Annotated in this window: 23 protein-coding genes; 11 read left to right on the plus strand and 12 right to left on the minus strand. The window is 67.6% G+C overall.

Features of this window, described 5'->3' with window-relative positions; all coding sequences use genetic code 11:
• Positions 1-69: 69 nt before the first annotated feature.
• Entirely contained in the window at positions 70-1,086 is a 1,017-nt protein-coding gene (locus tag CRO07_RS08920) for a GlxA family transcriptional regulator (RefSeq protein ID WP_097030351.1), read from the minus strand.
• Positions 1,087-1,231: 145 nt separating this feature from the next.
• Here CRO07_RS08920 and CRO07_RS08925 point away from each other — a divergent pair, with 145 nt between their 5' ends.
• Positions 1,232-2,602, plus strand: a complete 1,371-nt coding sequence (locus CRO07_RS08925; protein ID WP_097030352.1) for a class II 3-deoxy-7-phosphoheptulonate synthase — start codon at positions 1,232-1,234, stop codon at positions 2,600-2,602.
• 66 nt (positions 2,603-2,668) lie between these two features.
• On the opposite strand, the gene CRO07_RS08930 is transcribed toward CRO07_RS08925, so the two are convergent.
• Positions 2,669-3,361, minus strand: coding sequence for a PAS domain-containing protein (locus tag CRO07_RS08930; protein ID WP_097030353.1), 693 nt, complete (start codon positions 3,359-3,361; stop codon positions 2,669-2,671).
• Between the two features lie 190 nt (positions 3,362-3,551).
• On the opposite strand from CRO07_RS08930, the gene CRO07_RS08935 reads away from it, so the two are divergent.
• From CRO07_RS08935 to CRO07_RS08945, 3 genes are read left to right on the plus strand one after another with little or no spacing between them, the layout of a single operon-like run.
• The gene (locus tag CRO07_RS08935; protein WP_097030354.1) at positions 3,552-4,442 is read left to right on the plus strand and encodes a YicC/YloC family endoribonuclease; all 891 of its coding nucleotides are present in this window, start codon (positions 3,552-3,554) and stop codon (positions 4,440-4,442) included.
• Positions 4,443-4,446: 4 nt separating this feature from the next.
• The gene (gene gmk, locus CRO07_RS08940; RefSeq protein WP_097030355.1) at positions 4,447-5,082 is read left to right on the plus strand and encodes a guanylate kinase; all 636 of its coding nucleotides are present in this window, start codon (positions 4,447-4,449) and stop codon (positions 5,080-5,082) included.
• The gene (locus tag CRO07_RS08945; RefSeq protein WP_097030356.1) at positions 5,079-5,597 is read left to right on the plus strand and encodes a gamma carbonic anhydrase family protein; all 519 of its coding nucleotides are present in this window, start codon (positions 5,079-5,081) and stop codon (positions 5,595-5,597) included. The genes gmk and CRO07_RS08945 overlap by 4 nt, the downstream gene beginning before the upstream one ends.
• Before the next feature lie 267 nt (positions 5,598-5,864).
• On the opposite strand, the gene CRO07_RS19055 is transcribed toward CRO07_RS08945, so the two are convergent.
• On the minus strand, positions 5,865-6,200 hold the full coding sequence (locus CRO07_RS19055) for a hypothetical protein (RefSeq protein ID WP_235840960.1): 336 nt from the start codon (positions 6,198-6,200) through the stop codon (positions 5,865-5,867).
• Between the two features lie 301 nt (positions 6,201-6,501).
• On the opposite strand from CRO07_RS19055, the gene CRO07_RS08955 reads away from it, so the two are divergent.
• A complete protein-coding gene (locus CRO07_RS08955; RefSeq protein WP_097030357.1) occupies positions 6,502-7,569 on the plus strand; it encodes an ATP-binding protein in 1,068 nt (355 codons plus the stop codon).
• 40 nt (positions 7,570-7,609) lie between these two features.
• Here the strand turns inward: CRO07_RS08955 and CRO07_RS08960 are convergent, their stop codons facing one another.
• The 3 genes from CRO07_RS08960 to mazG form a co-directional block, all read right to left on the minus strand.
• Complete coding sequence (locus CRO07_RS08960) at positions 7,610-8,557, minus strand: nucleoside hydrolase (RefSeq protein ID WP_097030358.1); 948 nt, start codon at positions 8,555-8,557, stop codon at positions 7,610-7,612.
• A gap of 170 nt (positions 8,558-8,727) precedes the next feature.
• Positions 8,728-9,735 (minus strand): Fe(3+) ABC transporter substrate-binding protein, encoded by a 1,008-nt coding sequence (locus tag CRO07_RS08965; RefSeq protein WP_097030359.1) that lies wholly within the window; start codon positions 9,733-9,735, stop codon positions 8,728-8,730.
• 60 nt (positions 9,736-9,795) lie between these two features.
• Positions 9,796-10,629: a nucleoside triphosphate pyrophosphohydrolase gene (gene mazG, locus CRO07_RS08970; RefSeq protein WP_097030360.1), complete on the minus strand. Its 834-nt coding sequence runs from the start codon at positions 10,627-10,629 to the stop codon at positions 9,796-9,798.
• 124 nt (positions 10,630-10,753) lie between these two features.
• On the opposite strand from mazG, the gene CRO07_RS08975 reads away from it, so the two are divergent.
• The 6 genes from CRO07_RS08975 to CRO07_RS09000 all read left to right on the plus strand — a co-directional run bounded on the left by CRO07_RS08975 (position 10,754) and on the right by CRO07_RS09000 (position 16,462).
• The gene (locus CRO07_RS08975) at positions 10,754-11,914 is read left to right on the plus strand and encodes a M20 aminoacylase family protein (protein ID WP_097030428.1); all 1,161 of its coding nucleotides are present in this window, start codon (positions 10,754-10,756) and stop codon (positions 11,912-11,914) included.
• Between the two features lie 63 nt (positions 11,915-11,977).
• Complete coding sequence (gene speB, locus CRO07_RS08980; RefSeq protein ID WP_097030361.1) at positions 11,978-12,952, plus strand: agmatinase; 975 nt, start codon at positions 11,978-11,980, stop codon at positions 12,950-12,952.
• A complete protein-coding gene (locus CRO07_RS08985) occupies positions 12,949-13,401 on the plus strand; it encodes a DUF1499 domain-containing protein (protein ID WP_097030362.1) in 453 nt (150 codons plus the stop codon). The genes speB and CRO07_RS08985 overlap by 4 nt, the downstream gene beginning before the upstream one ends.
• Before the next feature lie 131 nt (positions 13,402-13,532).
• Positions 13,533-14,588: a peptide chain release factor 1 gene (prfA, locus tag CRO07_RS08990; protein ID WP_097030429.1), complete on the plus strand. Its 1,056-nt coding sequence runs from the start codon at positions 13,533-13,535 to the stop codon at positions 14,586-14,588.
• On the plus strand, positions 14,585-15,415 hold the full coding sequence (prmC, locus tag CRO07_RS08995) for a peptide chain release factor N(5)-glutamine methyltransferase (protein ID WP_097030363.1): 831 nt from the start codon (positions 14,585-14,587) through the stop codon (positions 15,413-15,415). Before prfA ends, prmC begins: the two co-directional genes overlap by 4 nt.
• Before the next feature lie 258 nt (positions 15,416-15,673).
• Entirely contained in the window at positions 15,674-16,462 is a 789-nt protein-coding gene (locus CRO07_RS09000) for a DUF4167 domain-containing protein (RefSeq protein WP_097030364.1), read from the plus strand.
• 37 nt (positions 16,463-16,499) lie between these two features.
• On the opposite strand, the gene rsmA is transcribed toward CRO07_RS09000, so the two are convergent.
• The 6 genes from rsmA to lptF all read right to left on the minus strand — a co-directional run bounded on the left by rsmA (position 16,500) and on the right by lptF (position 24,058).
• A complete protein-coding gene (gene rsmA / locus CRO07_RS09005) occupies positions 16,500-17,336 on the minus strand; it encodes a 16S rRNA (adenine(1518)-N(6)/adenine(1519)-N(6))-dimethyltransferase RsmA (protein ID WP_097030430.1) in 837 nt (278 codons plus the stop codon).
• Positions 17,337-17,422: 86 nt separating this feature from the next.
• Positions 17,423-18,391 (minus strand): 4-hydroxythreonine-4-phosphate dehydrogenase PdxA, encoded by a 969-nt coding sequence (gene pdxA / locus CRO07_RS09010; RefSeq protein WP_097030365.1) that lies wholly within the window; start codon positions 18,389-18,391, stop codon positions 17,423-17,425.
• Positions 18,388-19,602 (minus strand): peptidylprolyl isomerase, encoded by a 1,215-nt coding sequence (locus tag CRO07_RS09015; protein WP_097030366.1) that lies wholly within the window; start codon positions 19,600-19,602, stop codon positions 18,388-18,390. Before CRO07_RS09015 ends, pdxA begins: the two co-directional genes overlap by 4 nt.
• Before the next feature lie 90 nt (positions 19,603-19,692).
• Positions 19,693-21,837 (minus strand): LPS-assembly protein LptD, encoded by a 2,145-nt coding sequence (locus tag CRO07_RS09020; protein WP_097030367.1) that lies wholly within the window; start codon positions 21,835-21,837, stop codon positions 19,693-19,695.
• Positions 21,837-22,931 carry an LPS export ABC transporter permease LptG gene (gene lptG, locus CRO07_RS09025; RefSeq protein WP_097030368.1) on the minus strand — a complete coding sequence of 365 codons (1,095 nt, stop codon included), beginning with the start codon at positions 22,929-22,931 and terminating at the stop codon, positions 21,837-21,839. Before lptG ends, CRO07_RS09020 begins: the two co-directional genes overlap by 1 nt.
• Complete coding sequence (gene lptF, locus CRO07_RS09030; RefSeq protein WP_097030369.1) at positions 22,928-24,058, minus strand: LPS export ABC transporter permease LptF; 1,131 nt, start codon at positions 24,056-24,058, stop codon at positions 22,928-22,930. Before lptF ends, lptG begins: the two co-directional genes overlap by 4 nt.
• Positions 24,059-24,167: the final 109 nt, after the last annotated feature.

The raw sequence follows: 24,167 nt of genomic DNA on the forward strand, positions 1-24,167 counted from the left end.
TCATTCTGGCACAAATATCCTCGGGGGGTGCGGGGGGCGGAAAGCCCCCCGTCGCGCGGCCCAAGGCTCTCACTCCGACAGACTGGCCGGCGCGGTTTCCCCTTGCGTCCCGCGTTCGCGATAGGGGGTGGTGTTGTAATGCGCCCGGTAGCATTTCGAGAAATGCGACGGGCTGGCAAAGCCGCAGGCCAGCGCCACGTTGATCACGCTCATGTCGGTCTGCATCAGCAGGTTGCGCGCCTTCTGAAGCCGCAACTCCATGTAGTATCGCTTGGGTGAGCGGTCGAGGTAGCGGCGGAACAGCCGCTCCAGCTGGCGGGTCGACATGCCCACCTCCTCGGCCAGATCGGCCGGGCTGATCGGGTCTTCGATCGCGGTTTCCATCATCTGGATCACCTGGGCCAGTTTCGGATGCCGCACCCCGATCCGCGTCGGGATCGACAGGCGCTGCGTGTCCACATCGGTGCGGATCGCGGAATAGATCAACTGATCCGCCACGGTGTTGGCGATCCCGTCGCCATGATCGCGGGCGATGATCTTCAGCATCATGTCGATCGAGGCGGTGCCCCCGGCGGTGGTCAGACGGTTGCCATCCATCACGAACACCGATTTCGTCAGGCGCACTTCTTCGAATTCCTCGGTGAATCCATCCTGATTTTCCCAGTGGATCGTGGCTTTCCTGCCGTCCAGCAACCCCGCCTTGGCCAGCGCATAGGCCCCGGTGCACAGCCCGCCCACGGTCACCCCGCGCCGCGCCTCGCGCCGCAGCCAGTTCACCACCGCCCGGGTCGTGGCCTTCTGCACATCGATCCCGCCGCAGACCAGCAGCACATCCTCGCGGTCGATCTCTCCCAGCCCCATGTCCAGCCGGAAGGCCGCCCCGTTGGAACAGACCGCCTCGGTGCCGTTTTCGCCGGCCAGCGCCCAGGTGTAAAGCGTGCGCCCCGCCACGCGGTTGGCGATGCGCAACGGCTCGATCGCGCCCGCAAACGAGATCATCGTGAAGCGGTCAAGCAGAAGAAAGACGAAGCGGCGCGGACGGTTGCTTTTGTCGGAAAGGGGCGCGCGCTGTGGGGTGCTGGTCATGATGCGACCTTTTGTGTCGTTTACCGTCCTGTGAAACAGGAATCCAGCCGGCCTTCAAGCGGCTCATTTGGGCAATTCTCCTTTGCATCGGTCGCGGCTTTCCGTATACCGCCCGCGACAGAGCAAACTGCCCGGAGGAACCCTCATGACCAGGGGCTGGACCAAATCCGACTGGCGCGCCAAGCCGCGCATCCAGATGCCCGACTATCCCGACGCCGGGGCGGTCGCCGCGGTCGAGGCGCAGCTTGCCAAATATCCCCCGCTGGTCTTCGCCGGCGAGGCGCGCAAACTGAAGAAGGCGCTGGCCGAGGCCGCCGAGGGCCGGGCCTTCCTGCTTCAGGGCGGCGACTGCGCCGAAAGCTTTGCCGAATTTTCCGCCGACAACATCCGCGACACCTTCCGGGTGCTGTTGCAGATGTCGGTCGTGCTGACCTATGGCGCCAAGGTGCCGGTGGTGAAGGTGGGCCGGATGGCGGGCCAGTTCGCCAAGCCGCGCTCGGCGCCGACCGAAGTGATCGGCGGGGTGGAACTGCCGTCCTACCGCGGCGACATCATCAATGGATTCGATCCCACGCCGGGCGCGCGGATCCCCGATCCGAACCGGATGCTTCAGGCCTATACCCAGGCCGCCGCGTCGTTGAATCTGCTCCGGGCCTTCTCGACTGGGGGCTTTGCCGACATCCACCGCGTCCATTCCTGGACGCTGGGCTTTTCAGAGCAGGACAAGGCCGAACGCTACCGCGAACTGTCGAACCGGATTTCCGACGCGCTGGATTTCATGACCGCGGCAGGGGTCAATGGTTCGACCTCGCACAACCTGTCGACGGTGGATTTCTACACCTCGCACGAGGCGCTTCTGCTGGAATACGAAGAATCCCTGTGCCGGATCGACTCGATCACCGGCCAGCCGGTGGCGGGTTCGGGGCACATGCTCTGGATCGGGGACCGGACGCGGCAGGTCGATGGCGCGCATGTCGAATTCTGCCGTGGCGTGCTGAACCCGATCGGGCTGAAATGCGGCCCCACCACCACGGCCGAGGACCTGAAGATCCTGATGGCGAAACTGAACCCGCAGAACGAGGCCGGGCGCCTGACCCTGATCGCGCGCTTTGGCGCGGGCACGGTGGGCGAGCATCTGCCGCGCCTGATCCGCACCGTCCGCGAGGAAGGCGCCAATGTGCTGTGGTGCTGCGATCCGATGCATGGCAACACGATCAAGGCGGCTTCGGGCTACAAGACCCGCCCCTTCGATTCCGTGCTGCGCGAAGTGCGCGAGTTCTTCTCGATCCACAAGGCCGAGGGCACGATCCCCGGCGGCGTCCATTTCGAGATGACCGGGCAGGACGTGACCGAATGCACCGGCGGCCTGCGTGCGGTGACGGACGAGGATCTGTCCAGCCGCTATCATACCGCCTGCGATCCGCGGCTGAACGCCTCGCAATCGCTGGAACTGGCCTTCCTTGTGGCCGAGGAACTCAGCGCGATGCGCGAAGCGTCACGGCGCATCGCCCTCTGATCCGGGCCTTTGCCGCATGAACAGGGCCGCCCCCGCAGGGGGGCGGCCTTTGCGTTTACGGGTGGCTCAGTCCGATTTCACCAGCCGCAGATGTGCCCGCCCGGGTTTGGCGCGTGGCGGCGGGGTCATCGGGGCGCTGAACAGCTCATGCGGCCGGTTGGGCGTATAGGCGGCCGGGCTTTCGGCAAGGTCGGGCAGATAGGGGCGGCTCACCTGTCTGGCAGGTGCGCTGTCCAGCGCCTCGACCACCGCACGGGTGATCGTCAGGCGCCGCGGCGCGCGGCCGATGGCGCCATCCGTCACCAGACAGCCGAACACCAGCGGCGCCTCGCCGTCGCCCTCGACCGGCAGGAACACCATCCGCCCCAGCAGCGGCCCGCGCCCCAGACCTCGCGGCGATTCCAGCCACAGATCGCCGATCCCCGGCATGGCCAGAACCTGTTGCAGCACCTCGGTCAGCCGCGGCCGGGCATCAAGGTCGAACAGTGAGGCGACCGGCATTCCGCGCACATCCATCCCCATCAGATCGGCCAGATGCGTGCCCGCCAGCCGGAAGCGCGCCATTCCGGGCGCGATCCGCTCGGCCAGAAAGGCGCAGGTCAGCGCGTTGGCGATGCCGCGCGGATCGATGTCCGACCGATGCGGCAGCGCCCCCCGGCGCTGGCTGCGCAAGGTATGCCAGTAGCCCCGCACCTGCGCCAGCACCGCAGCATTCGCCCCCGGCCGATCGCCGCCGGGATGACCGATCCCAAGCCCCATGACCCTACTCCCGTTTCCTTCGGCGGGGGCGCGACTTGCCGCGTCTGGCCCGCTCTGCTATTCCCCGCCGGCCCGGAGATCCGACTCCGGCCGCAATGGTTACCCAAGGATTAATCTACCCCTCCTTTCGTATCCGCGGGTGGAAAATCTGACAGTTTGGTAAACGGCCCCGGGAACGGAGAAGGCAGGCATGATCAGTTCGATGACGGGATTTGCGACGCGGCGGGGGCAGGCGGTGGGCCACCTCTGGACGTGGGAGATCCGTTCCGTGAACGGCAAGGGGCTGGACCTGCGTCTTCGGGTGCCCGACTGGATCGAGGGCCTGGAACCCGCATTGCGGGCCGAACTGGGCCGGGCTATTCAACGCGGCAGCGTCAGCCTGTCGCTGAAGGTCGCGGCCGAAGGCGGGGCGGAAGGGCTGCGGGTGAATGTCTCGACGCTTCAGGCGGTGCTGCGCGGCATGGCCGAGGTCGAGGCCGCGGCGCGGGGCACCGGCGTCGCACTGGCGCCTGCCACGGCGGCCGATGTGCTGGGCCTGCGCGGCGTGCTGGAACAGGGCGCGGGGCAGGAAGACACCGCCCCCCTGCGTGCGGCCCTGCTGGAAGACCTGCCTGACCTGCTGACCTCGTTCGCCGCCATGCGCCGGTCCGAAGGCGAGGCGCTGGAACGGCTGATCCGCGCGCAACTGGACCGGATCGAGGCGCTGACGGCCGATGCCGCGACCGAGGCCGAGGCCCGCCGCGCCACCGCGTCAGTCACGCTTCGCGAAAATCTGGCGCGGTTGCTGGGGGCCTCGGACGGGCTGGACGAGACGCGGGTCGCGCAGGAACTGGCGATGTTGGCGGTGAAGCAGGACGTGACCGAGGAAATCGATCGCCTGCGCGCCCATGTCAGCGCCGCCCGCGCGCTGCTGGACGACCGCGCGCCGGTGGGGCGGCGGCTGGATTTCCTGGTGCAGGAATTCATGCGCGAGGCGAACACCCTGTGTTCCAAGGCGCAGTCGATGGCTCTGACGCGGCTTGGCCTTGACCTGAAGACGGTGATCGATCAGATGCGAGAGCAGATCCAGAACGTGGAATAACCCCATGGCGCGGCGCGGACTTCTTCTTATTCTCTCTTCGCCCTCGGGGGCTGGGAAATCCACCCTGTCCAAGCGGCTGATGGCGTGGGACCCGACGTTGCGCTTTTCGGTTTCCGCCACCACCCGCGCGCCGCGCCCCGGCGAGGTGGACGGGCGCGACTATTACTTTCGCACCCGTGACGAGTTTCTGGCCGCGGTCCGCGGCGGCGAGATGCTGGAACATGCCGAGGTGTTCGGCAATTTCTACGGCTCGCCCAAGGCGCCCGTCGAACAGGCGATGCGTGAAGGGCGCGACACGCTGTTTGACATCGACTGGCAGGGCGGGCAGCAGATCCGCAACTCCAGTCTTGGACGCGATGTGGTCTCGGTCTTTGTGCTGCCGCCCTCGATCGCGGAACTGGACCGCCGCTTGCGCGAACGGGCGCAGGACAGCGACGAGGTGATCGCCGGCCGCATGGCGAAAAGCCGGGATGAGATCAGCCATTGGGCCGAATATGACTATGTGCTGATCAACAAGGATCTGGACCTTGCCGAGGAACAGTTGAAAATGATCCTTGTGGCGGAACGCCTGCGCCGCGACCGGCAACCCGACCTGCCGGATTTCGTGCGCGGCCTGAACGGAGAGTTCGACAAGCGATGATCTATGCACTGGACGGGGTGGCGCCGCGGATCGATCCGGACGCATGGGTTGCGCCTGATGCCAATGTGATCGGCAAGGTGGTGCTCGAGGCCGGCAGTTCGGTCTGGTTCAACGCCACCCTGCGCGGCGACAACGAAGACATCGTGATCGGCGCCGGCACCAATGTTCAGGAAAATTCGGTCCTGCACACCGACTGGGGCTATCCGCTGACGGTTGGGCCCAATTGCACCATCGGTCACAAGGCGATGCTGCATGGCTGCACCATCGGCGAGGGCACGCTGATCGGCATGGGGGCCACCATTCTGAACGGCGCCAGGATCGGCCGGTTCTGTCTGATCGGCGCCTGCGCGCTGGTGACGGAAGGCAAGGAGATCCCGGATTTCTCGCTGGTCAAGGGCACGCCCGGCAAGGTGGTGCGCGAATTGACCGAGGAAGAACGCGCCCGGTTGCTGGCCTCGGCCGAGGGCTATCAGGCCAATGCGCGGCGCTATCGGGCCGGGCTGACGGCTCTTTGACGAAGCCGCGGGCAGGGCCGTCAGATCCAAGCCCGTGACCCGTCTGCCATTGCCGCCCGGTGGTGATGCCGCGTGCAGGGCGTCGAAATCGTGACATTCAGCGTGCGACTGCCGCCCGGCTGTGGCGTCGCGGTCAAGGCGTCAGGCGTCTCGGGATCAAACTGCCGGGCCGTCGTGTGGCGGGGGGCGTGCGTGAGACAAGACCTGCTCCGCCATCTTGATGCAGCCCCCGTTGGGCCGTGGTCTGTCAGGCGGCGTGGGATGAAGCTAGGCCGCAAACAGCAGCGAGACCGGGATCTCGCCACCGGCTTCCGACAGTTCCTGCTCGACGATCCGCGGCTCTGGCAGGGGCGGGCAAAGAACCAGAACCGGGCCGGCAAACCCTTGCCGGGAAAGGCGGCGCAGAGCCTCGGTCGCGTCGAAGTGCAGCCCCATCAGCGGCAGCGCCACCGCATCGGGCATCAGCTTGCGCAGCAGGCTTGCTGTCACATCCGACAGGTCGCTTCGGGTCCGGCGGCCGGGAAGATAGCGCCCCAGCTGCGGCTCGTCGCCCTCAAGGCCGATCAGCAACAGGTTCGGCCCGGACTGCGGAGCGGGGCGCAATGCCAGCGTTCCATGCACCGGAAGGCTGTCGCTGTCGTCGGCAAACGGCGCTGAAGCGGCAGGAACGGTCTGCCCCGCGCACCAAACAAGCCTGACATGAGGGTGCGCACCCCGCGCCGGCACCTGCCTTTTCACTCGGTCAGCCTCGTTCGGTCGATGTCAAATGGTGATTCTTACCTAGTCGATATGAGGGGGGCTGCCAAGGGATTGCCTGCGCGGAAATGTCGCTGTTGCGCAAAAGGCGCGGCTGGCCCTGCGCTGCGGCGCATGGCAGGAAAGGGGCAACGGTTGGGGGGACGCCATGGGGTCGTATACGATCGCGCAGATGCTGGAAGGGGTGCCGCTGCCCCTGATGCTGATCGATGGCGACGAACGTCTGATCGCGGCGAACCAACCCGCGATCCGCTTGCTGGGGCCGGGCGCGGTGGGCCGGCACTATGTCATGGCGATGCGCCAGCCCGCGTTGCTGGATGCGGTCGATGCGGCGCTGCGGCAAGACCGGCAGGGCCGGGCGCGGCTGTCGATCACCGGCCCCTCGCGCGAGGCGATCTTTCGCGTCACCGTCACCCCGCTTTCCCGCGACGAGGGGCGGGCCGCGCTCTGCGCCTTCGAGGACATTACCGAACAGGAACAGATGGGCGCGATCCGTCGCGATTTCGTGGCCAATGTCAGCCATGAACTGCGCACGCCGCTGACCGCGCTTCTGGGCTTCATCGAGACGTTGCAGGGCGCGGCCAAGGACGATCCGGCCGCCCGCGCCCGCTTTCTTGGCATCATGGCGCGCGAGGCGGGACGGATGAACCGGCTGGTGCAGGATCTGCTGTCCCTGAGCCGGGTCGAGGCGGACGAGCGTGTGCGCCCCACCGCGCGGATCGACGTGAACCTTGTGATCGGGCAGGCGATCGCGGCACTGAAGCCGCTGGCCGAGGCGGCGGGCGTAGAGATCCTGCGCGAGGGCGAGACCGGGCCGGTGCTGCTGCCGGGCGATGCCGATCAGTTGACGCAGGTGTTTCACAACCTGATCGAGAATGCGGTGAAATACGGCGGTGCGGGCAAGCCGGTGACGGTGGCGGTGTTGCACGATCCCGACGGCATCGCGCGTCTGGGTCCGGCGGTGCGGATCGAGGTGATCGACCGCGGCGAGGGGATCGACGCGATCCACCTGCCGCGCCTGACCGAGCGGTTCTACCGCGTCGACACCCACCGCTCGCGCGAGAAGGGCGGCACCGGACTGGGGCTGGCCATCGTCAAGCATATCGTGAACCGGCACCGTGGCCGCTTCCGCATCGAAAGCGAGCCGGGCAAGGGCAGCCGGTTCACCGTGATCCTGCCGGTTGAAAGTGCTGCCGAGACGCCCGTCGCATCCTGACCGTATGCCCTGCGCGGGGTCCGCGCCGGACGCCTCGGGATCATGCCAGCCGGGCGATGCGATCGGTCAGCAGATCGAAGAAGCCGTCGGCATCGACATCGCGGATGAACAGCGCATTCGGCGCACGGTCGCTGACGCGCCACCAGTCGGCCACGGTCATGCCGGTGGTGAAGCGGCCCTCGGTCTCGATCTCGACGTTGATGTGGCGGCCAAGGAACAGGTCGGCGTTCAAAAGCCAGCCGATCACGCAGGGGTCGTGCAGCGGCGCGCCTTCGGTGCCGTATTTCTCGCGGTCGTGGCGTTCGAAGAAATCGGCCCATTCCGCGACCATGGTCCCGGCGCGGTTGCCCATCGCGCGAAAGCGGGCGACGCGGGCCGGGGTGGTCAGCGCCTTGTGGGTCACGTCCAGCGGCAGCACCACCAGCGGCACGCCCGAGGCAAAAACGATGGCCGCGGCTTCGGGATCGACAAAGATGTTGAACTCGGCTGCGGGGGTGATGTTGCCCACCTCGAAATAGGCGCCGCCCATCAGCACCACCTGTTGCAGGCGGGGGATGATGTCGGGGGCGCGGCGGAAGGCGGCGGCGATGTTGGTCAGCGGCCCCAAGGGGCACAGCGTCACGGTGCCCGCGGGTTCGGCCCGCAGGGTGTCGATGATGAAATCGACGGCATGGCGATCCTGAAGCGGCATCACCGGATCGGGCAGGGCGGGGCCGTCCAACCCGGTCTTGCCGTGGACATGTTCGGCCGTGACCAGCGGGCGGGCCAGTGGCGCGTCGCAGCCGGCAAAGACCGGAATATCCGGGCGGCCGGCGATCTCGCAGACGATGCGGGCGTTTCTTTGTGTCAGTGCCAGCGGCACGTTGCCCGCGACCGCCGTGATCCCCAGCACCTCAAGGTCCGGGCTGGCCAGCGCCAGCAGGATCGCCACCGCATCGTCCTGCCCGGGATCGGTGTCGATGATGATGCGGCGGGGCTGGGTGGTCATGGCGTCTCCTTGCGAGATGGGGCTGGGACAGGGCGCGCGGGGGGCTGCCCCGGTCCGGGACAGGCCCGTTCGCCCTGCCGGTCAGCAAACCCCACACGGCGCACCTTGTCCACCGCCCGCAGGCGCGGTGTGGGCCGGCGTGCGCCGTGTCACCCGCCGCCGCGGGGGGCTCAGCCGTCGAAATCGACGGTTTCCACCAGCTTCAGCGCCGCTGCGCGCTGCGCCGCGATCTCGGCCAGATTCAGGCTGTCAGGCGTGAACTCGCCCCAGCCCTGCACCAGCGCCGAGCGCGCGACGCCCGGCTTGACCGGGAATTCGTGGTTGGTTTCGGCATAGATCCGCTGCGCCTCGTCCGAGGACAGCCATTCCATCAGCTTCAGCGCCGCCTCGCGGTTGGGGGCGGCCTTGGTCATCGCCACACCCGAGATGTTCATATGCGTGCCGCCGCCCTCGAAGGTCGGGAACACGATGCGGACCGAATCTGCCCAGGCCTTCTGTTCCGGGTCACTGACCATCTGGCCCATGTAATAGGTGTTGCCCAGGCTGATGTCACATTCGCCGGCCCAGATCGCCTTGACCTGATCGCGGTCGCCGCCGTCGGGCTTCTTGGCAAGGTTGGCTTTCACGCCTTCCAGCCAGCCCTTCGCCGCGTCCTCGCCCTTGTGGGCGATCACCGCGCCGACCAGCGCCACGTTGTAATCGTTGGTTCCTGACCGGGTGCAGATCCGCCCCTTCCACTTGTCCGAGGCAAGATCTTCATAGGTCGTGACCTCGCCATCCGCCACGCGCTCTTTCGAGGCATAGACGATGCGGGCGCGGGTGGTCAGGCCGAACCACTGGCCGGCGGGATCACGGAATTCGGCCGGAATGTTGGCGGCCAGCACGTCCGAGGTGACGGCCTGCGTCACGCCCGCATCGACCACCTGCATCAGCCGCGCGATATCCACCGTCAGCACCAGATCGGCCGGCGAGCGGTCGCCCTCGGCCACCAGCCGTTCGGCCATGCCCTTGTCGACGAAGGCCACGTTCACATCGATCCCGGTTTCGGCGGTAAAGGCGTCCACCAGCGGCTGGATCAGCTCGGGCTGGCGGTGGGAATAGACGTTCACTTCATCGGCCAGGGCCGGAAGCGCGGTCGAGCCGAGGGCGAGGGCGAGAAGCGGAAGGCTGGGGCGCATGGTTGACCTCTTTAGTCGGAAATATGTCCAACCCCTAGGCCAGTCCGGCGCCCCCGTCAATCACTGACTCTTGTTGTCAGGAAATTGCCCGCGTTCCTCGGCCTTGGCGCGGTTCCACAGCGCGTCCATCTCGGCCAGATCGCTGTCGTCGGGGCGGCGGCCGTCCTCGGCCAGCAGAGCCTCGATCCGGGCAAAGCGGCGGGTGAACTTGGCGTTGGCCGCGCGCAGGGCGGCCTCGGGGTCCACCTTCAGATGCCGCGCCAGATTGGCGATGACAAACAGCAGATCGCCGAATTCCTCGAAGGTTTCGGCCTCGGTCAGGGTGTCGCGGGCCTCGACCAGTTCCTGCGCCTCTTCGATGATCTTTTCGACCACCTGATCGGTCGAGGGCCAGTCAAATCCCACCCGTGCCGCGCGCTTTTGCAGTTTGACCGCCCGTGTCAGCGCCGGAAGCCCCAGCGCCACCCCGTCCAGCACGCCCGCCTGCGCCCGTCCCGCCCGCTCGGCGGCCTTGATCGCTTCCCAGTCGGCGGTCTGCTGCTCGGCGGTCTTGTCGCGCGATTCGCCCCCGAACACATGCGGGTGGCGCGCGATCATCTTGTCGGCGATGCCCGTGGCCACCGCCTCGAAGTCGAACAGCCCCTGTTCCTCGGCCATGCGGGCGTGAAAGACCGTCTGCAACAGCAGGTCGCCCAACTCGCTGCGCAACTCGGCCCAGTCCTCGCGGGCGATGGCATCGGCGACTTCGTGGGCCTCTTCCAGCGTATAGGGGGCGATGCTGGCGAAGGTCTGCTCCACATCCCACGGGCAGCCGCGTTCGGGGTCGCGCAGGCGGGCCATGATCGCCAGAAGGCGCGCAAGGCCGGGGCCGGTGGTGAAGGCGCTGTCGGACATGATCCCTCCGCTGCTGGATGCCCCCGGCATAGCCGCCGCGCGGGCGGTGGTCCATGGTCTTGCGGGCGGGGGGAATTTCGGCTTCTCTGCGACCTTCCGCCCGATCCAGCAGGAGCACACGACCATGCCCGTCCTGAACCGCATCGCCGATTACGCGGCCGAGATGAGGGACTGGCGCCGTCACCTGCACCGCCACCCCGAACTGCGATTCGACTGCCATGAGACCGCGGATTTCATCGCGCGGCGCCTGCAAGAGTTCGGCGTGGACCAGATCCATCAGGGCATTGCCACCTCGGGTCTGGTCGCGATCATCGAAGGGCAGGCCGAGGGGCCGACCATCGGCCTGCGCGCCGACATGGACGCACTGCCGATCACCGAGGCGACGGGGGCCGACCATGCCTCGACCCGACCGGGGCGGATGCATGCCTGCGGCCACGACGGCCATGTGACCATGCTGCTGGGCGCTGCGCGCTATCTGGCGGAAACGCGGCGCTTCTCGGGCCGGGTGGCGCTGATGTTCCAGCCCGCCGAAGAAGACGGTGGCGGCGGCGAGGTCATGGTGCAGGAAGGCGTGATGGAGCGTTTCGGCATCACGCAGGTCTATGGCATCCACAATGCGCCGAACGTGCCCCTGGGCCGGTTCGTCACCGCCCCGGGGCCGCTGATGGCAGCGGTCGATACCGCGACCGTCCGCGTGATCGGCCGCGGCGGCCACGGCGCCACCCCGCACGAGACGGTCGACCCGGTGGTGGCCATCGTCGGCATGGTTCAGGCGCTGCAAACCATCATCAGCCGCAACCTCTATCCGCTGGACGAGCTGGTGCTGTCGGTCACGCAGATCCACACCGGCACCGCTTCGAACATCATCCCCGAGGACGGCTGGTTCTGCGCCACGATCCGCACCTTCACCCCCGACGTGCGCGAGATGGTCCGCCGCCGCTTCCACGAGATCGTCGAGGGCCATGCCGCAGCCTATGGCGTCGAGACCCTGATCGACTATGAACTGGGCTATCCGCCCACGGTGAACGATCCCGAAAAGGCCGCCTTTGCCATCGAGGTGGCGGCCGAGATCGCCGGTGCCGCCGGCGTCGAGGCCAATGCCAACCGCGAGATGGGCTCGGAAGATTTCGCCTATATGCTCGAGGCGCGGCCGGGGGCCTATCTGTTCCTTGGAACCGGCCCCGGCGCGGGGCTGCATCATCCGGCCTATGATTTCAACGACGAGGCCGCCCCCATCGGAGCCAGCTTCTTCGCGCGGCTGGTGGAACGGGCGCATCCGCTCTGACAGGGCGGGCACAAGGGACAGACGCGGCTGACGTGAAGTAACGCCAAGGGGCAGGGGGCAGGGATGGCACTGGCAGATGCGGCACATGAGGTGGATGGCGCCTTCACGCGCCCCGATCCGCGCGGCTATGCGTTCGAGAACACCTTTGCCGGCGCCACCAGTTTCCTGCGCCGCCGCTATACCAAGGATCTGGCCGGCGTCGATCTGGCGGTGACCGGCATCGCCTTCGATCAGGCGGTGACGAACCGCCCCGGCGCCCGTTTCGGCCCGCGCGCGATCCGCGAGGCGTCGGCGCTGCAAGCCTGCGACCGCCCCTTCGGCTGGGGCTTTGATCCGCTGGAAGAGATCTCGGTCGTCGATACCGGCGATCTCGCCTTCGACTATGCGAAGGTGGCCGATTTCCCCGACCGGCTGACGGGCCATATCCGCTCCATCCTTGCCGCCGGCGCGGGCACGCTGACCCTGGGGGGCGATCATTCGATCACGCTGCCGATCCTGCGCGCCCATGCCGAACATGCGGGCCCGCTTTCGGTGATTCAGTTCGATGCCCATTCCGACCTCTGGGCCGATGACGATCCCACCCGCATCGACCATGGAACCTTCATGTACAAGGCGGTGAAGGAAGGGCTGGTCGATCCCGCGCGCTCGGTGCAGGTGGGCATCCGCACCGACACGCCCGACTGGCTAGGCATGAACGTGATCGACGCCCGGCAGGTGCATGAAAACGGCCCCGCCGCCACCGCTGCCCGGATCAGGACGATCGTGGGCCCCCATCCGACCTATCTCACCTTCGACATCGACGCTCTCGACCCTGCCTTCGCGCCCGGAACCGGCACGCCGGTCTGGGGCGGGCTGGCCTCCTGGCAGGCAGCGGCGATCCTGCGCGACATTGCGGGCATCACCCTCGTCGGCGGCGATGTGGTCGAGGTCGCCCCCGCCTACGACACCACCGGCGCCACGGCCATCGCCGCTGCCCATGTGGCCCAGGAACTGATCTGTCTCTTTGCATGGAAAAGGCGCAAGGAATGTCCCGCATGACCACCCTGCTTCTGGCCCTCGTCCTTCTGACGGGCGCTGCCGCGGCCTATGTCCGGCTGGCGCCGAACGATCCCGCCCGCTGGCATGCCGATCCCGCCACGGTCGCCGGCCGCAACACCGCAAACAGCATCCTCGTCGCCGACGGCGGCGACCTGCCGCCACTCCACCTGCCGCTCCCCGCCGATCAGGTCGCAGCCCGGCTCGACACCGTGGCCGCGGCCACCTCCCGCACCTCCCCCTTCGCCGGCGAAGGGCTGCACCGCACATGGCTGACCCGAACCCGGCTCTGGGGGTTCCCGGATTTCACCTCGGTCCGCCTGATCCCCGCCCCCGACGGCGGCACCTTCGTCACCATCTTCGCCCGCGCCCGCTTCGGCCACAGCGACCTCGGCGTGAATCGCGCCCGGGTCGAGGATTGGCTTGCCCGCCTGCAATCCCCTTCACTCTGATCAAATATCCTCGGGGGGAGGCCGGCCCTGCCGGCTCGGGGGGCAGACAGCCCCCCGTCCACACCGGCCGCCCGACCACGGCCAACCGCCAGCCTCTTGACCGCATCCGCACCATGGGCCAAACCCCGGCCATGGTGCCCATGGACCGCCTTCTTCAGATCGTCGCCCGCTTCGAATTCGTCGAGGCGCGGCTTTCGGCCGGGGCCGCGCCCGCAGACATCGCCGCCCTCAGCCGCGAATATGCCGACCTCAAGCCTGTCGTGGCCGAAATCGCCGCCTACCGCCGCGCACTCGCCGATCTGGCCGAGGCCGAGGCGCTGCTGAATGACCCGGAAATGCGCGCCCTGGCCGAGGACGAACTGCCCAGCCTGCGCGCCCGCATCCCGATGATGGAACAGGCGCTTCGGGTGGCGCTGCTGCCACGCGATGCGGCTGACGCCCGCCCCGCCATTCTGGAAATCCGCCCCGGCACCGGCGGGGAAGAGGCCGCCCTGTTCGCGGCCGATCTCTTGCGCATGTATCAGCGTTACGCCGAAGCCCAGGGCTGGCGGTTCGAGATCCTGGAATTTGCCGCCTCTGATCTTGGCGGCATCCGCGACGTCACCGCCCGGGTTGAAGGCGAGGGCGCCTTTGCCCGGCTGAAATACGAATCCGGCGTTCACCGCGTGCAGCGCGTGCCCGAAACCGAAGCGCAAGGCCGCATCCATACCTCGGCCGCCACCGTGGCCGTCCTGCCCGAGGCCGAGGAAGTCGATATCGATATCCCCGCTTCGGATATCCGCATCGATACCATGCGCTCATCCGGCGCAGGCGGCCAGCATGTCAACACCACCGACTCTGCGGTGCGCATCACCCACCTTCCCAGCGGGATTGTCGTCACCTCGTCGCAAAAATCCCAGCACCGCAACCGCGAGATCGCGATGCAGGTGCTGCGGGCGCGGCTTTACGACATGGAACGCCAGCGGTTGGCGGATGCGCGCTCGGCCGACCGCCGGGCGCAGGTGGGCAGCGGCGACCGCTCGGAACGCATCCGAACCTACAACTTCCCGCAAGGCCGGATGACCGATCACCGCATCAACCTGACGCTCTATTCGCTGCCGCAGATCATGGCGGGCGACCTGTCCGAGGTGATCGCCGCCCTGACCGCACATGATCAGGCCGCCCGTCTGGCCGAGATCGAGACATGATCGTGCAGGCCGCCCTGCGCGCCGCGATCCTGCGCCTTGCCGCGGCCGGGATCGAGGATTCCGCCCGCGACGCCCGTCGCCTTCTGGCCCATGCGCTTCAGATCTCGCCCGAACGGCTGACGCTGCATCTGGCCGATCCGATTCCGCCGGAAGCGCAGACGCGCTTCGACCGCGCGCTGACCCAACGCGAAAGCCGGCAGCCGGTCTCGCAGATCGTCGGCGAGCGGCTGTTCTGGGGCCGGCCGTTCCGGGTCACCCGCGACACGCTTGACCCCCGCCCCGAAACCGAATGCCTGATCGAGACGGCGCTGGCCCAGCCCTTCGCCACGCTTCTCGATCTGGGCACCGGCACCGGCTGCATTGCGCTGACGCTGCTGGCCGAACGCCCCGGCGCAAAGGGCCTTGCCACCGACCTTTCGCCGCAAGCGATCGAGGTGGCCCGCGGCAATGCCCGGTCGCTGGGCCTTGACCAGCGGCTGACCCTGCGCCAGTCAGACTGGTTTTCCGACGTTCGCGGCCGCTTCGACCTGATCGTCTCGAACCCGCCCTATATCGCCGCGGCCGAAATGGCCGACCTCTCGCCCGAGGTCCGCGAATGGGAGCCGCACCTGGCCCTGACCCCGGGCGGCGACGGTCTTGCCCCCTACCGGGCCATCGCCGCCGGGGCCGCCGCCCATCTCGCACCATCCGGCCGGCTTCTGGTCGAGATCGGCCCGACCCAGGGCGCGGCAGTGGCAGACCTGTTTGCGCAGGCGGGGTTGACGCAGATCCGGATTCTTCCCGATCTCGATGGCCGCGACCGCGTCGTGGCCGCCAGTGCCGGCTAGCCGGCGGTCCTTTGCCGGTCAATTGGTCGCGCCCTTGCCGAAAGCCGGGATGCGCCCCATTTTTCCCTTGCCACTCGTGCGGCGCCGTGATTACTCGGACATGCGCCGAGGGGATGGTCCGACAGTCCGGGATCGTTCTCCGCGCGGCCAAGCATGAAATGCACGATATGCCCCGGTGCAATCCTCCGCAACCGGGAGCGACTCGTTCCGAGTTGCTGGCATACCGGCAGGGCCAGTTCATCTGGATACAAGGACAAGATGAGATCCTCCAAGTCCCGCTCGCGTTCGAAATCGAACCGCCCGCGCAGCCTCGGCAACATCGTCAACCGCGTCTTCGACAGCTCCGGCCCCGAAGGCAAGGTTCGCGGCACGCCTGCCCAGATCATCGAGAAATACCTGTTCCTGGCGCGTGACGCCCAGCTGTCGAACGACCGGGTGGCCGCCGAGAACTTCCTTCAGCATGCCGAGCATTACACCCGGATGCTGGGCGAAGCGCAGCGCGAGCTTGCGGCCGAGCAGGAACAACGCCGGGTTGAACACCCGCAGGGCCAGAACGGCGGCGGTCAACCCCAGCATGGCAACCAGCGTCAGGATCGCCGTGACGACCGCCCACGCGATGACCGTCCCCGCGATGACCGCCCGCGCGAAGACCGCCGCGACGATCGCCCGCGTGATGACCGCGCCGAACAGCCCCGGGCCGAGCGTGAGCCGCGCCAGCACGACTCCGCTCCCCCGTCCGAGCCGCCAACCAGTTCGCACGAAGTGATCGACCTCGACGAGCGTTCGGATGACGACAGCGGACTTGTCGAGACGCCCGAGACGCGCCCGCGTCATCGGCCGGCCCCGCGCCGCCGCCCCGAGCCCGCTGCCGAGCCCGCCCCCCCCCAGCCCCCCGAGCCCACGGCCGATGAGCCGGCCGCCGCACCCGCCGCGGAAGACCAGCCCAAGGCTGACCGCCCCCGCCGCCCGCGCGGCCCGCGCAAACCCAAACCGCGCGACGAGAACGGAACGCCCGACGGCGACGGCCCGCGAGAAGCGGCCGAATGATCCGGCTGCGGGGCCGCCTTCGGCCCCGCAGCGTCCCTCAGCCCGCCAACCTTCGGGCCAGCGCGCAGAATTGTTCCAGCGATATCTCCTCGGCCCGCTGGGTCGGCTCGATGCCACAGTCGCGCAGCATTGCCTCGATATCCGGCGCCAACCCCTTCAGGCTCGACCGCAACATCTTGCGCCGCTGGTTGAAGGCCGCAGCCGTCAGCCGCGATAGAACCGCGGCATCGGCCGGATACCGCGGCACCTCCAGCCGGGTGAAATGCACAACCGCCGAATGGATCGCCGGCGGAGGCGTGAAGGCTTCCGGCGGCAGCGTCAGCACGATCTTCGGATCGGTCCGCCACTGCGCCAGCAACGCCAGCCGACCATAGGCCTTCGATCCCGGCTTCGCCACGATCCGCTCGGCCACCTCCTTCTGGAACATCAGCGTCAGACTCTCCCAGAACGGCGGCCAGTCCAAAGACAGCCAGCGCACCAGCAGCTCGGTCCCGACATTGTAGGGCAGATTCGCGACGATCCGGATCGGCGGCGTCAACCGCGCCGCTACATCCACCTCCAGCGCATCGGCGTTCAGAACCTCAAGCCGCCCCGGCCAGGCCGCCGCCACCTCCGCCAGCGCCGGCAGACAGCGCGCATCCTTCTCCACCGCCAGAACCCGCCGCGCGCCCTCGGCCAGAAGCCCGCGCGTCAACCCGCCCGGACCCGGCCCCACCTCCAGCACGTCCGCCCCCTTCAGATCGCCCGCCAACCGCGCGATCTTCGCTGTCAGGTTCAGATCCAGCAGAAAGTTCTGCCCCAGTTGTTTCTTCGCCGACAACCCATGCGCCCGGATCACCTCGCGCAGCGGCGGCAGCCCGTCAATCGTGGCCAAAGACCATTCCTCCGCCCATCCCTTTTCATTCTGGCTCAAATATCCTGCGGGGGTGCGGGGGTGCAAAACCCCCGCTCCGCGATCGCTTACCCGCGCGACGCGGCCATTCCGGCCGCCATTTCCAGCGCCGCCACCAGACTGGCCGGATCGGCCAGCCCGCGGCCGGCAATATCGAAGGCCGTGCCATGATCGGGCGAGGTGCGGATGAACGGCAAGCCCAGCGTCACATTCACCCCGCCCGCGAAATCGATGGTCTTGATCGGGATCAACGCCTGATCGTGATACATCGCCACCGCGCAATCGTAGCGCGCCCGCGCCGCGGCATGAAACATCGTGTCGGCGGGCAGCGGCCCGGTCAGCCGCATGCCTTCGGCGCGCAACCGATCCAGCACCGGCTGGATCACCGCCTCCTCCTCATGCCCCATCGCGCCGCCCTCGCCGGCATGAGGGTTCAGCCCCGTCACCCAGATCCGCGGCGCCGCAAGGCCAAAGTCGCGCCGCAGCGCGGCCTCGGTGATCCGCAGCACCTGTTCCAGCAGGCCCGCCGTCAGGGTCCGGGGCACTTCGGCCAGCGGAATGTGGATCGTCGCCGGCACCACCCGCAGACCGGGGCAGGCCAGCATCATCACCACCGCCGCACCGCCGGCCAGTTCGGCCAGATATTCAGTATGGCCGGGAAAGGCGAATCCCGCGCCGTCCTTCAGCGCCTTCTTGTGGATCGGCCCGGTGCAGATCGCCGAGGCCGCGCCCGATTGCACCAGCGACACCGCCCGCGCGATCACCGCCACCACTTCGGCAGCATTGCCGGCGGTGGGGGCGCCCGGCACGGCAGGGTCGGGGAAGGGATGGACCAGCACCGGTAAGACGTCCTCGGGCAGGCTGGCCGCGTCGAACGGGGCCTGAATGGCCTGCCACGCGCTGCCTGCGGGCAGATGCGCGGGATCGCCGATCCAGAAGAAATCCAGCCGCCGCCCCAACGCAAGCCGCGCCTTGACGGCGATCTCGGGGCCGATGCCTGCGGGCTCGCCGCAGGTCAGGGCAATCGGTGCGGTCACGGCTCGCGGATGATGGCGTTGGCGCGCAGATCGGCCAGATAGCTCTCGGCCAGCGCGCCCAGCGACTGGTTCACCAGAACCTGCGCGATGCGGCCGCGGTCGATCGGCTCGGCGCTGATCGGGCGGCGGGCGCACAGCATCAGCACTCGCCCCGACGCGCCTTGCAGCCCGGCCGACACCTCGCCCGCATCGAGCTTTGCCAGATCCAGCGCCACATCCTGCGCAACCGACGCCATCGGCGCGGTCACCCGGCGCAACTGATCGGGCGCGCTGCCCTTGAACAGGGTGTAAAGGTCGTCGCAATTGTCGGTTTCACTGCGCACCCGCGCCACCTGCGCGGCGAAATCGTCATCGTTCGGCAGGCGCAGTTCGGCATAATCCACCTCGACCCCATCCGGCGCGGGCTCGGTCGTCTCGTCGAGAGCACGAAGCTGGAAGATCGCCACCGCATTGGGGATCTTCAGCGGATCAGAGACTTCGCCCGGCTGAAGGGTCAACAGGATCGGCCCCAGCGTCGGCGGCAGGTTTTGAAGCGGCAGCCATTCGATGCGCCCGCCGCGTTCGGCGGAAGGGGCCGCGGAATAGGTGCGGGCGGCCTGCGCAAAGGCGGTCTCGCCGCGGGCTTCGCGTTGCAGGCGTTCGGCCAGCGCCATCGCCTCGGCCTCTTGTCCGGGCGGGGCGGGGATGATCAGTTCCGACAGCAACACCTTCACCGCGGCGCGGCGGGTCTGGTTGGTGATCGCACGGTCCACCGCCACTTCGGTCGGCCGGGCCTGATCGCCGAACTTCGCCCGCACCAGTTCGCGCCAGATCAGCCCGGCCTCGACGAAGTCGCGGAAGGTTTCGGCATCGACGCCGGCCTTGCCCAGTTCGGCCACGAATTGTTCGCCGGTCATGTCGGCGCGGCTGGCAAATTCGTCCATCCCGTCGCGGATCTGCTTGTCGGTGGCCTTGATGCCCACCAGTTCCGCCGCATCCAGCCGCAGCTTGTCGTCGATCAGCGCCTTGCGCGCCTGTTCGGCCACATCGCCGGGGGCACCGAGAAGGGTCAGGAACCGGGTGCGTTGCGCCAGTTCATATTGGGTGATGACCTTGTCGTTCACGACCAGATAGGGCGCGAACAGGCTCTGCGCCGGGGCAGCGCCGGGCACCGAGAGCGAAAGGCCGGTCGCCACAACAAGGGCGAGGCAAGGGGAAACGAGGGTCTTCATCTGTCCGTCAGCCGTTTTCTGCTCTTGGTCCCGTTGGTCCGGCCGCGCGGGTGCGCGCGGCCATTGTCGTGACTTGTCCGGCCCGCCCGCCTATCTGCGGCACACGCGCGCGGGGCCGGGTTTCACGCTGCTGCCGAAGCCGATCAGATCGACCCAAAGGCCGACATCGGTGCTTTCGGTCACACTAGTCGAGGTCGAGAACCGACGCGAGAGGGAAAGATCCACCTTCATGCACTCGTTCAGGTAGACCAGCCCCGCGCTGGCGCGGGTGGTGTGGTTGCTTTCGAAATCATAGCGGGCACCGGCCGAGGCGGTCCAGTTGTCGGTGATCCGATAGCGGCCGTTCAGCGTCAGTTCCGCCAGCGGGTCGGGGCGGTCCTCTTCCTCGCTTTCGCGGAAGCGCACATAGCGCGAGGTGATGCCGTAGCGGTCCTGCTGGTAATCCACACGCCATTCGGCTTTCGTCACGCCGAATTCCTCGTCGATGATGGCGCGCTGACCCACGGTCATGCCGCCCGGCAGTGACAGGTCCAGCGCCGTCAGCCAGTCCGACCGTGTCCCGTCCAGCCCCGAGGCCGAGGAATAGCCGGCGTTGGCCTCTTGCCAGAACACGCGGCCAAGGGTGGCGCCAAGGCTCCAGCCTGCGGGATCGATCCGGGTCCAGTTCATGCCCAATGTGGCGCGACCACCGTCCTCCAGCGCATCCGCCCCCGGAAAACGGCTGAGCGAGAACAGGTTCCCTTCGTCGAATTCGGCCAGCACCGAATCTTCGTTGGGGACGTTGCTGTTGCCGGCCTCGGCCCAGACCAGTTGCAATACCGGCTGGATCACGTCGCTGGCGCCGCTGGCCGCGGCACGCACCCATGGCCAGCGCAATTCGACCCCCGCCGCGCCATGCAACCGGGTGTCGGAACCCGCCGCTGCCCGGTCGTCGGCGACATGGTAGGCGTCGGCGCCGATCTCGGCCAGTGCCGAACCCACCACCCCGCCCGGCAGCAGCCAGTTCCGCCGCCAGTCGAGAAGCACGGACAGCCGCGCCATGTCGCGCCCGTCGGGGATCGTATCGATGTCCAGATCGCTGTCCTGATCGTCGCCCGAGTCGCGCCAATGGCTGTGGGTGCTGAAGTTCAGCCCGCCTTCGCCACCCAGCCGGCCGAAATCCAGCCGCCGGTCCCATGTCGCATCCAGCACCAGCGAGGGCAGGGTGTCGTTGTTTTCATCCTCGCGCAGCGAGCGGAACTTCAGCACCCGCCCCGCGATATGTTCGTCGCGCCGGGTGCGGGTGATCTCGAATCCGCTGGCCAGCCGGTCCTGATCGCCAAGGCCATAGTCCAGGTAATAGGCGCGGTCGCTGACGTCCTCGAACTGGAACGACAGGGTGAAATCCTGCGGCAGTGCAAATGTGCCGCGGGCGTCGATATAGCCGCGGTTGTCGTCGGGGCGGATGTCGTCGCGGGAAAAGGCGCCCTCGATCTCGATCGCGCCGGTGGTGAAGGCCTGACGATAGCGCAGGCCCAGCGAGCGCCCGCCCTTGGTGGTCAGAAGCGGCGAAAAGGTCAGGTCGCGACTGTCGCCCAGCGTGACGAAATAGGGCAGGCTGACACCGAAACCCAATGCGCTGGTGGTGCGGAAGCTGGGCCGCAGGATGCCGTCGGCGCGGTCCACCGTCGGATCAGGCATCCGCAGCCGCGGGATATAGGCCACCGGCACGCCCGCGATCCGAAGCGAGGCATGGTCGAAATGGATCTGGCGTTCCTGTTCGTCATGGACGACGCGGGCGGCGCGGATCTCCCACAGCGGCGTGGGATTGTCGTCGCAGACCTGACAGGACGAGGCCACGGTGCGGCCCAGTGCGGTATAGCGGTCGCCCACCCGGCGCAGTTCGGTTGCGGACAGCTGCAATTGCTGGTTCAGCACCAGCCGCGCGCTGGTCAGCACGCCATTGGCCAGATCGCCCGACAGCGCGCCCTGATCGGCCAGCACGATCTGGCCGCGGCCATCGTCCAGCACGATCGGCCCGTCGATGGTCAGCCGGTCGGTCGGCTGATCGTAAAGGATACGCGAGGCCGTAAGCCGGGTGCCCTTGTAGAACACCTCGACATGGCCTTCGGCCACCAGCGTCGTATCGCCGGTGATCGCAACGCTGTCGGCCACCAGTGCCGCCTTTTCCTGCGCGGCGACCGGCAGGGGGACAAGGATGGTGGCGCAAAGCAGAAGCCGCCGCAGCACGCGCATCAGCCGTCCTCCAGATGCAAGAGAAGCCCCAAAGCACCCATCGCCGCGATCAGCGGCGGGCTCCATGCGGCAAGAAGGATCGGGATCTGGCCGTTCTCGCCCAGAACCTGCGCGAAGCTGCGCAGGAAGAACAGACCAAAGCCGGCAAGAAGCGCGTAAAGCACCATCCGCCCGGTGCCGCCAAAGCGGGTATGACGCATGGTAAAGCCCGCGGCCACCAGCACCATCGAGGCCAGCATGAACGGCAGGGCAAGCTCCATCTGCATCCAGATCCGGTGTTGTCGCGCCGAAAACCCGGCGCGTTCAAGGCCGGCGATATACTCGGGAAGCTTCCAGATGGGAATGGCCGAGGGCGCACCGAAACTGGCGCGGATGCGGTCGCGCGTCAGGTCTGATGGCAGGCGGATGCTGTCTTCGGGGCGGGCGGCGGCCTCGGGGTTGGCCAGCGTCAGGTTCCACTGCTTGGCGCGCACCAGTTGCCAGTGCCCGCGGCCAAGCTGCGCTTCGGGGGCCTCGATCCGGGTGGCGGGGCGACCGCCTTCGTCGAAGGTCAGGAAGGTAACGTCGAAAAGCCGGGTGCCGTCGGGATTCGAGCGTTCGGCATGGATCACCATCTGTCCGGCCCCCGTGCCCTGCCGCAGCCAAAGCCCCTCGCGCGAGATTGAAAGGACATCCTCGCCACTGTGCTTCAGCCGCCCGGCCATGGCCTCGTATCGCTGTGAGGTTCCGGCCACCATCGGGTTCAGCACCGCGACCGCAAACAGGCCCAGCAGCAGCGCCGTCACCACCGGCGCCACCAGAAAGCGCAATCCAGATCGGCCGGCGGCGCGCACCACCACCAGTTCGCTTGACCGCGCAAGGCCCAGAAACAGCGCGACCGCGCCAAGGATCACGATCAACGGCAAAATGGTGTAAAGCGACTCGGGCACCCGCAAGGCCGACAGGACGGCCGCCTGCCCGACGGTGATCCCGTCCTTGGCAAAGCGGCGCATCTGATCAAGCATGTCGATCAGCATCATCAGCCACAGGAAGATGACGAAGACGATGAACACCATCCGCAGGAAGCGCCGGGCGATGTAGCGGGACAGGATCATGACGCGAACGCCCCCCGCACGGCACGCCGCAGCCGACGTGGCCGCTGCGAGATCCAGATCAGCGCCAGTCCGATCCCGATCCCCAGAGCCGGCGCGCCATAGGCCAGCGGCCAAAGTGTGTCGTCGGTCACCGCCAGCCCCGAGGCCGCGACATTGGCGGTCTGCACCACGATCAGCAGCCCCACGGCAAACAGGATCTGCCACCACAGACCGAAGCGGCTGAAACTGCCCATGATCAGTGCGCCAAAACCGATCAGCGCGGCGGCCAGCCCAAGGAAGGGCTGTGCGATCCGGTTGTGGCCCTCATACAGCAACGCGGCCCGGCTTTCGCGGGTTTCGTCGATCAGCGCCTTGGTCGGTGCCACCAGTTCCAGCGTCGATATCTCGTCCAGGCTGCGGCCCTGGTTCCGGCGTTTCTTCACGAAGGAACTGAGGTCAAAGGTGAAGTCCTGAAACTGCGTCACCTCAAGCCGCCGGGTCTGGGGCGACAGGCCCTGAATCGAGCCGTCGATCATCACCAGCTTCGGCGCATCCCCGCTGCGCACCAGAACACCGCGCCGCGCGCTGTAGATCGTCGGGCGCACGCCCTGCCGTTCGTCGGACAGGAACAGGTCGCTCAATTCGCCCGCTTCGGACACCTCGCGGATGTAAAGCGTGACGCCGCGCGCCGGATGCAGGAACTCGCCCTCGCGCAGGAAACGCTGGGTGGTGTTGTCGGCAATCTCGGCCGAGCGGTCGCTGTAGACCGCGCGGCTGGCCGGCACCAGATAGTTGGTCAGCGCCAGCATCATCAGCGCCACGATCAGCCCGAAGAACACGACCGGCCGCGCCAGCCGGAAGCCCGAAAAGCCGGTGGCCTGCATCACCACGAGTTCGGATTCCTGACTGAGCCGGTTGACGACATGGACCGTGGCCGCAAAGGCCGAGATCGGCAGCACCAGCCGGATCACGTTGGGCAGCGTCAGCAGCGAAAATTCCACAAACACCAGCGCGGACTGGCCGTCCGAGATCAGTTCGTCGAACAGACCCACCGCGCGGTTGATCCAGTAGACCAGCACCAGCACCAGCGAGAAGAACCCGAACAGCGCAACCAGTTGCGACAGAAGATATCTGTCGAATTTCGACACCGCCCGCCCGTCCTTCTTGTTTCTGCCCCGTTGATCGTGACGCTAGCGGAAATCGCGGGCCGGGAAAACTGCTATCTGGCCTTCGGCCGGGACCGGGGCTAGCCTCTCG

Origin of the sequence: Cereibacter ovatus (assembly GCF_900207575.1) — a bacterium.
Lineage (GTDB): Bacteria > Pseudomonadota > Alphaproteobacteria > Rhodobacterales > Rhodobacteraceae > Cereibacter_A > Cereibacter_A ovatus.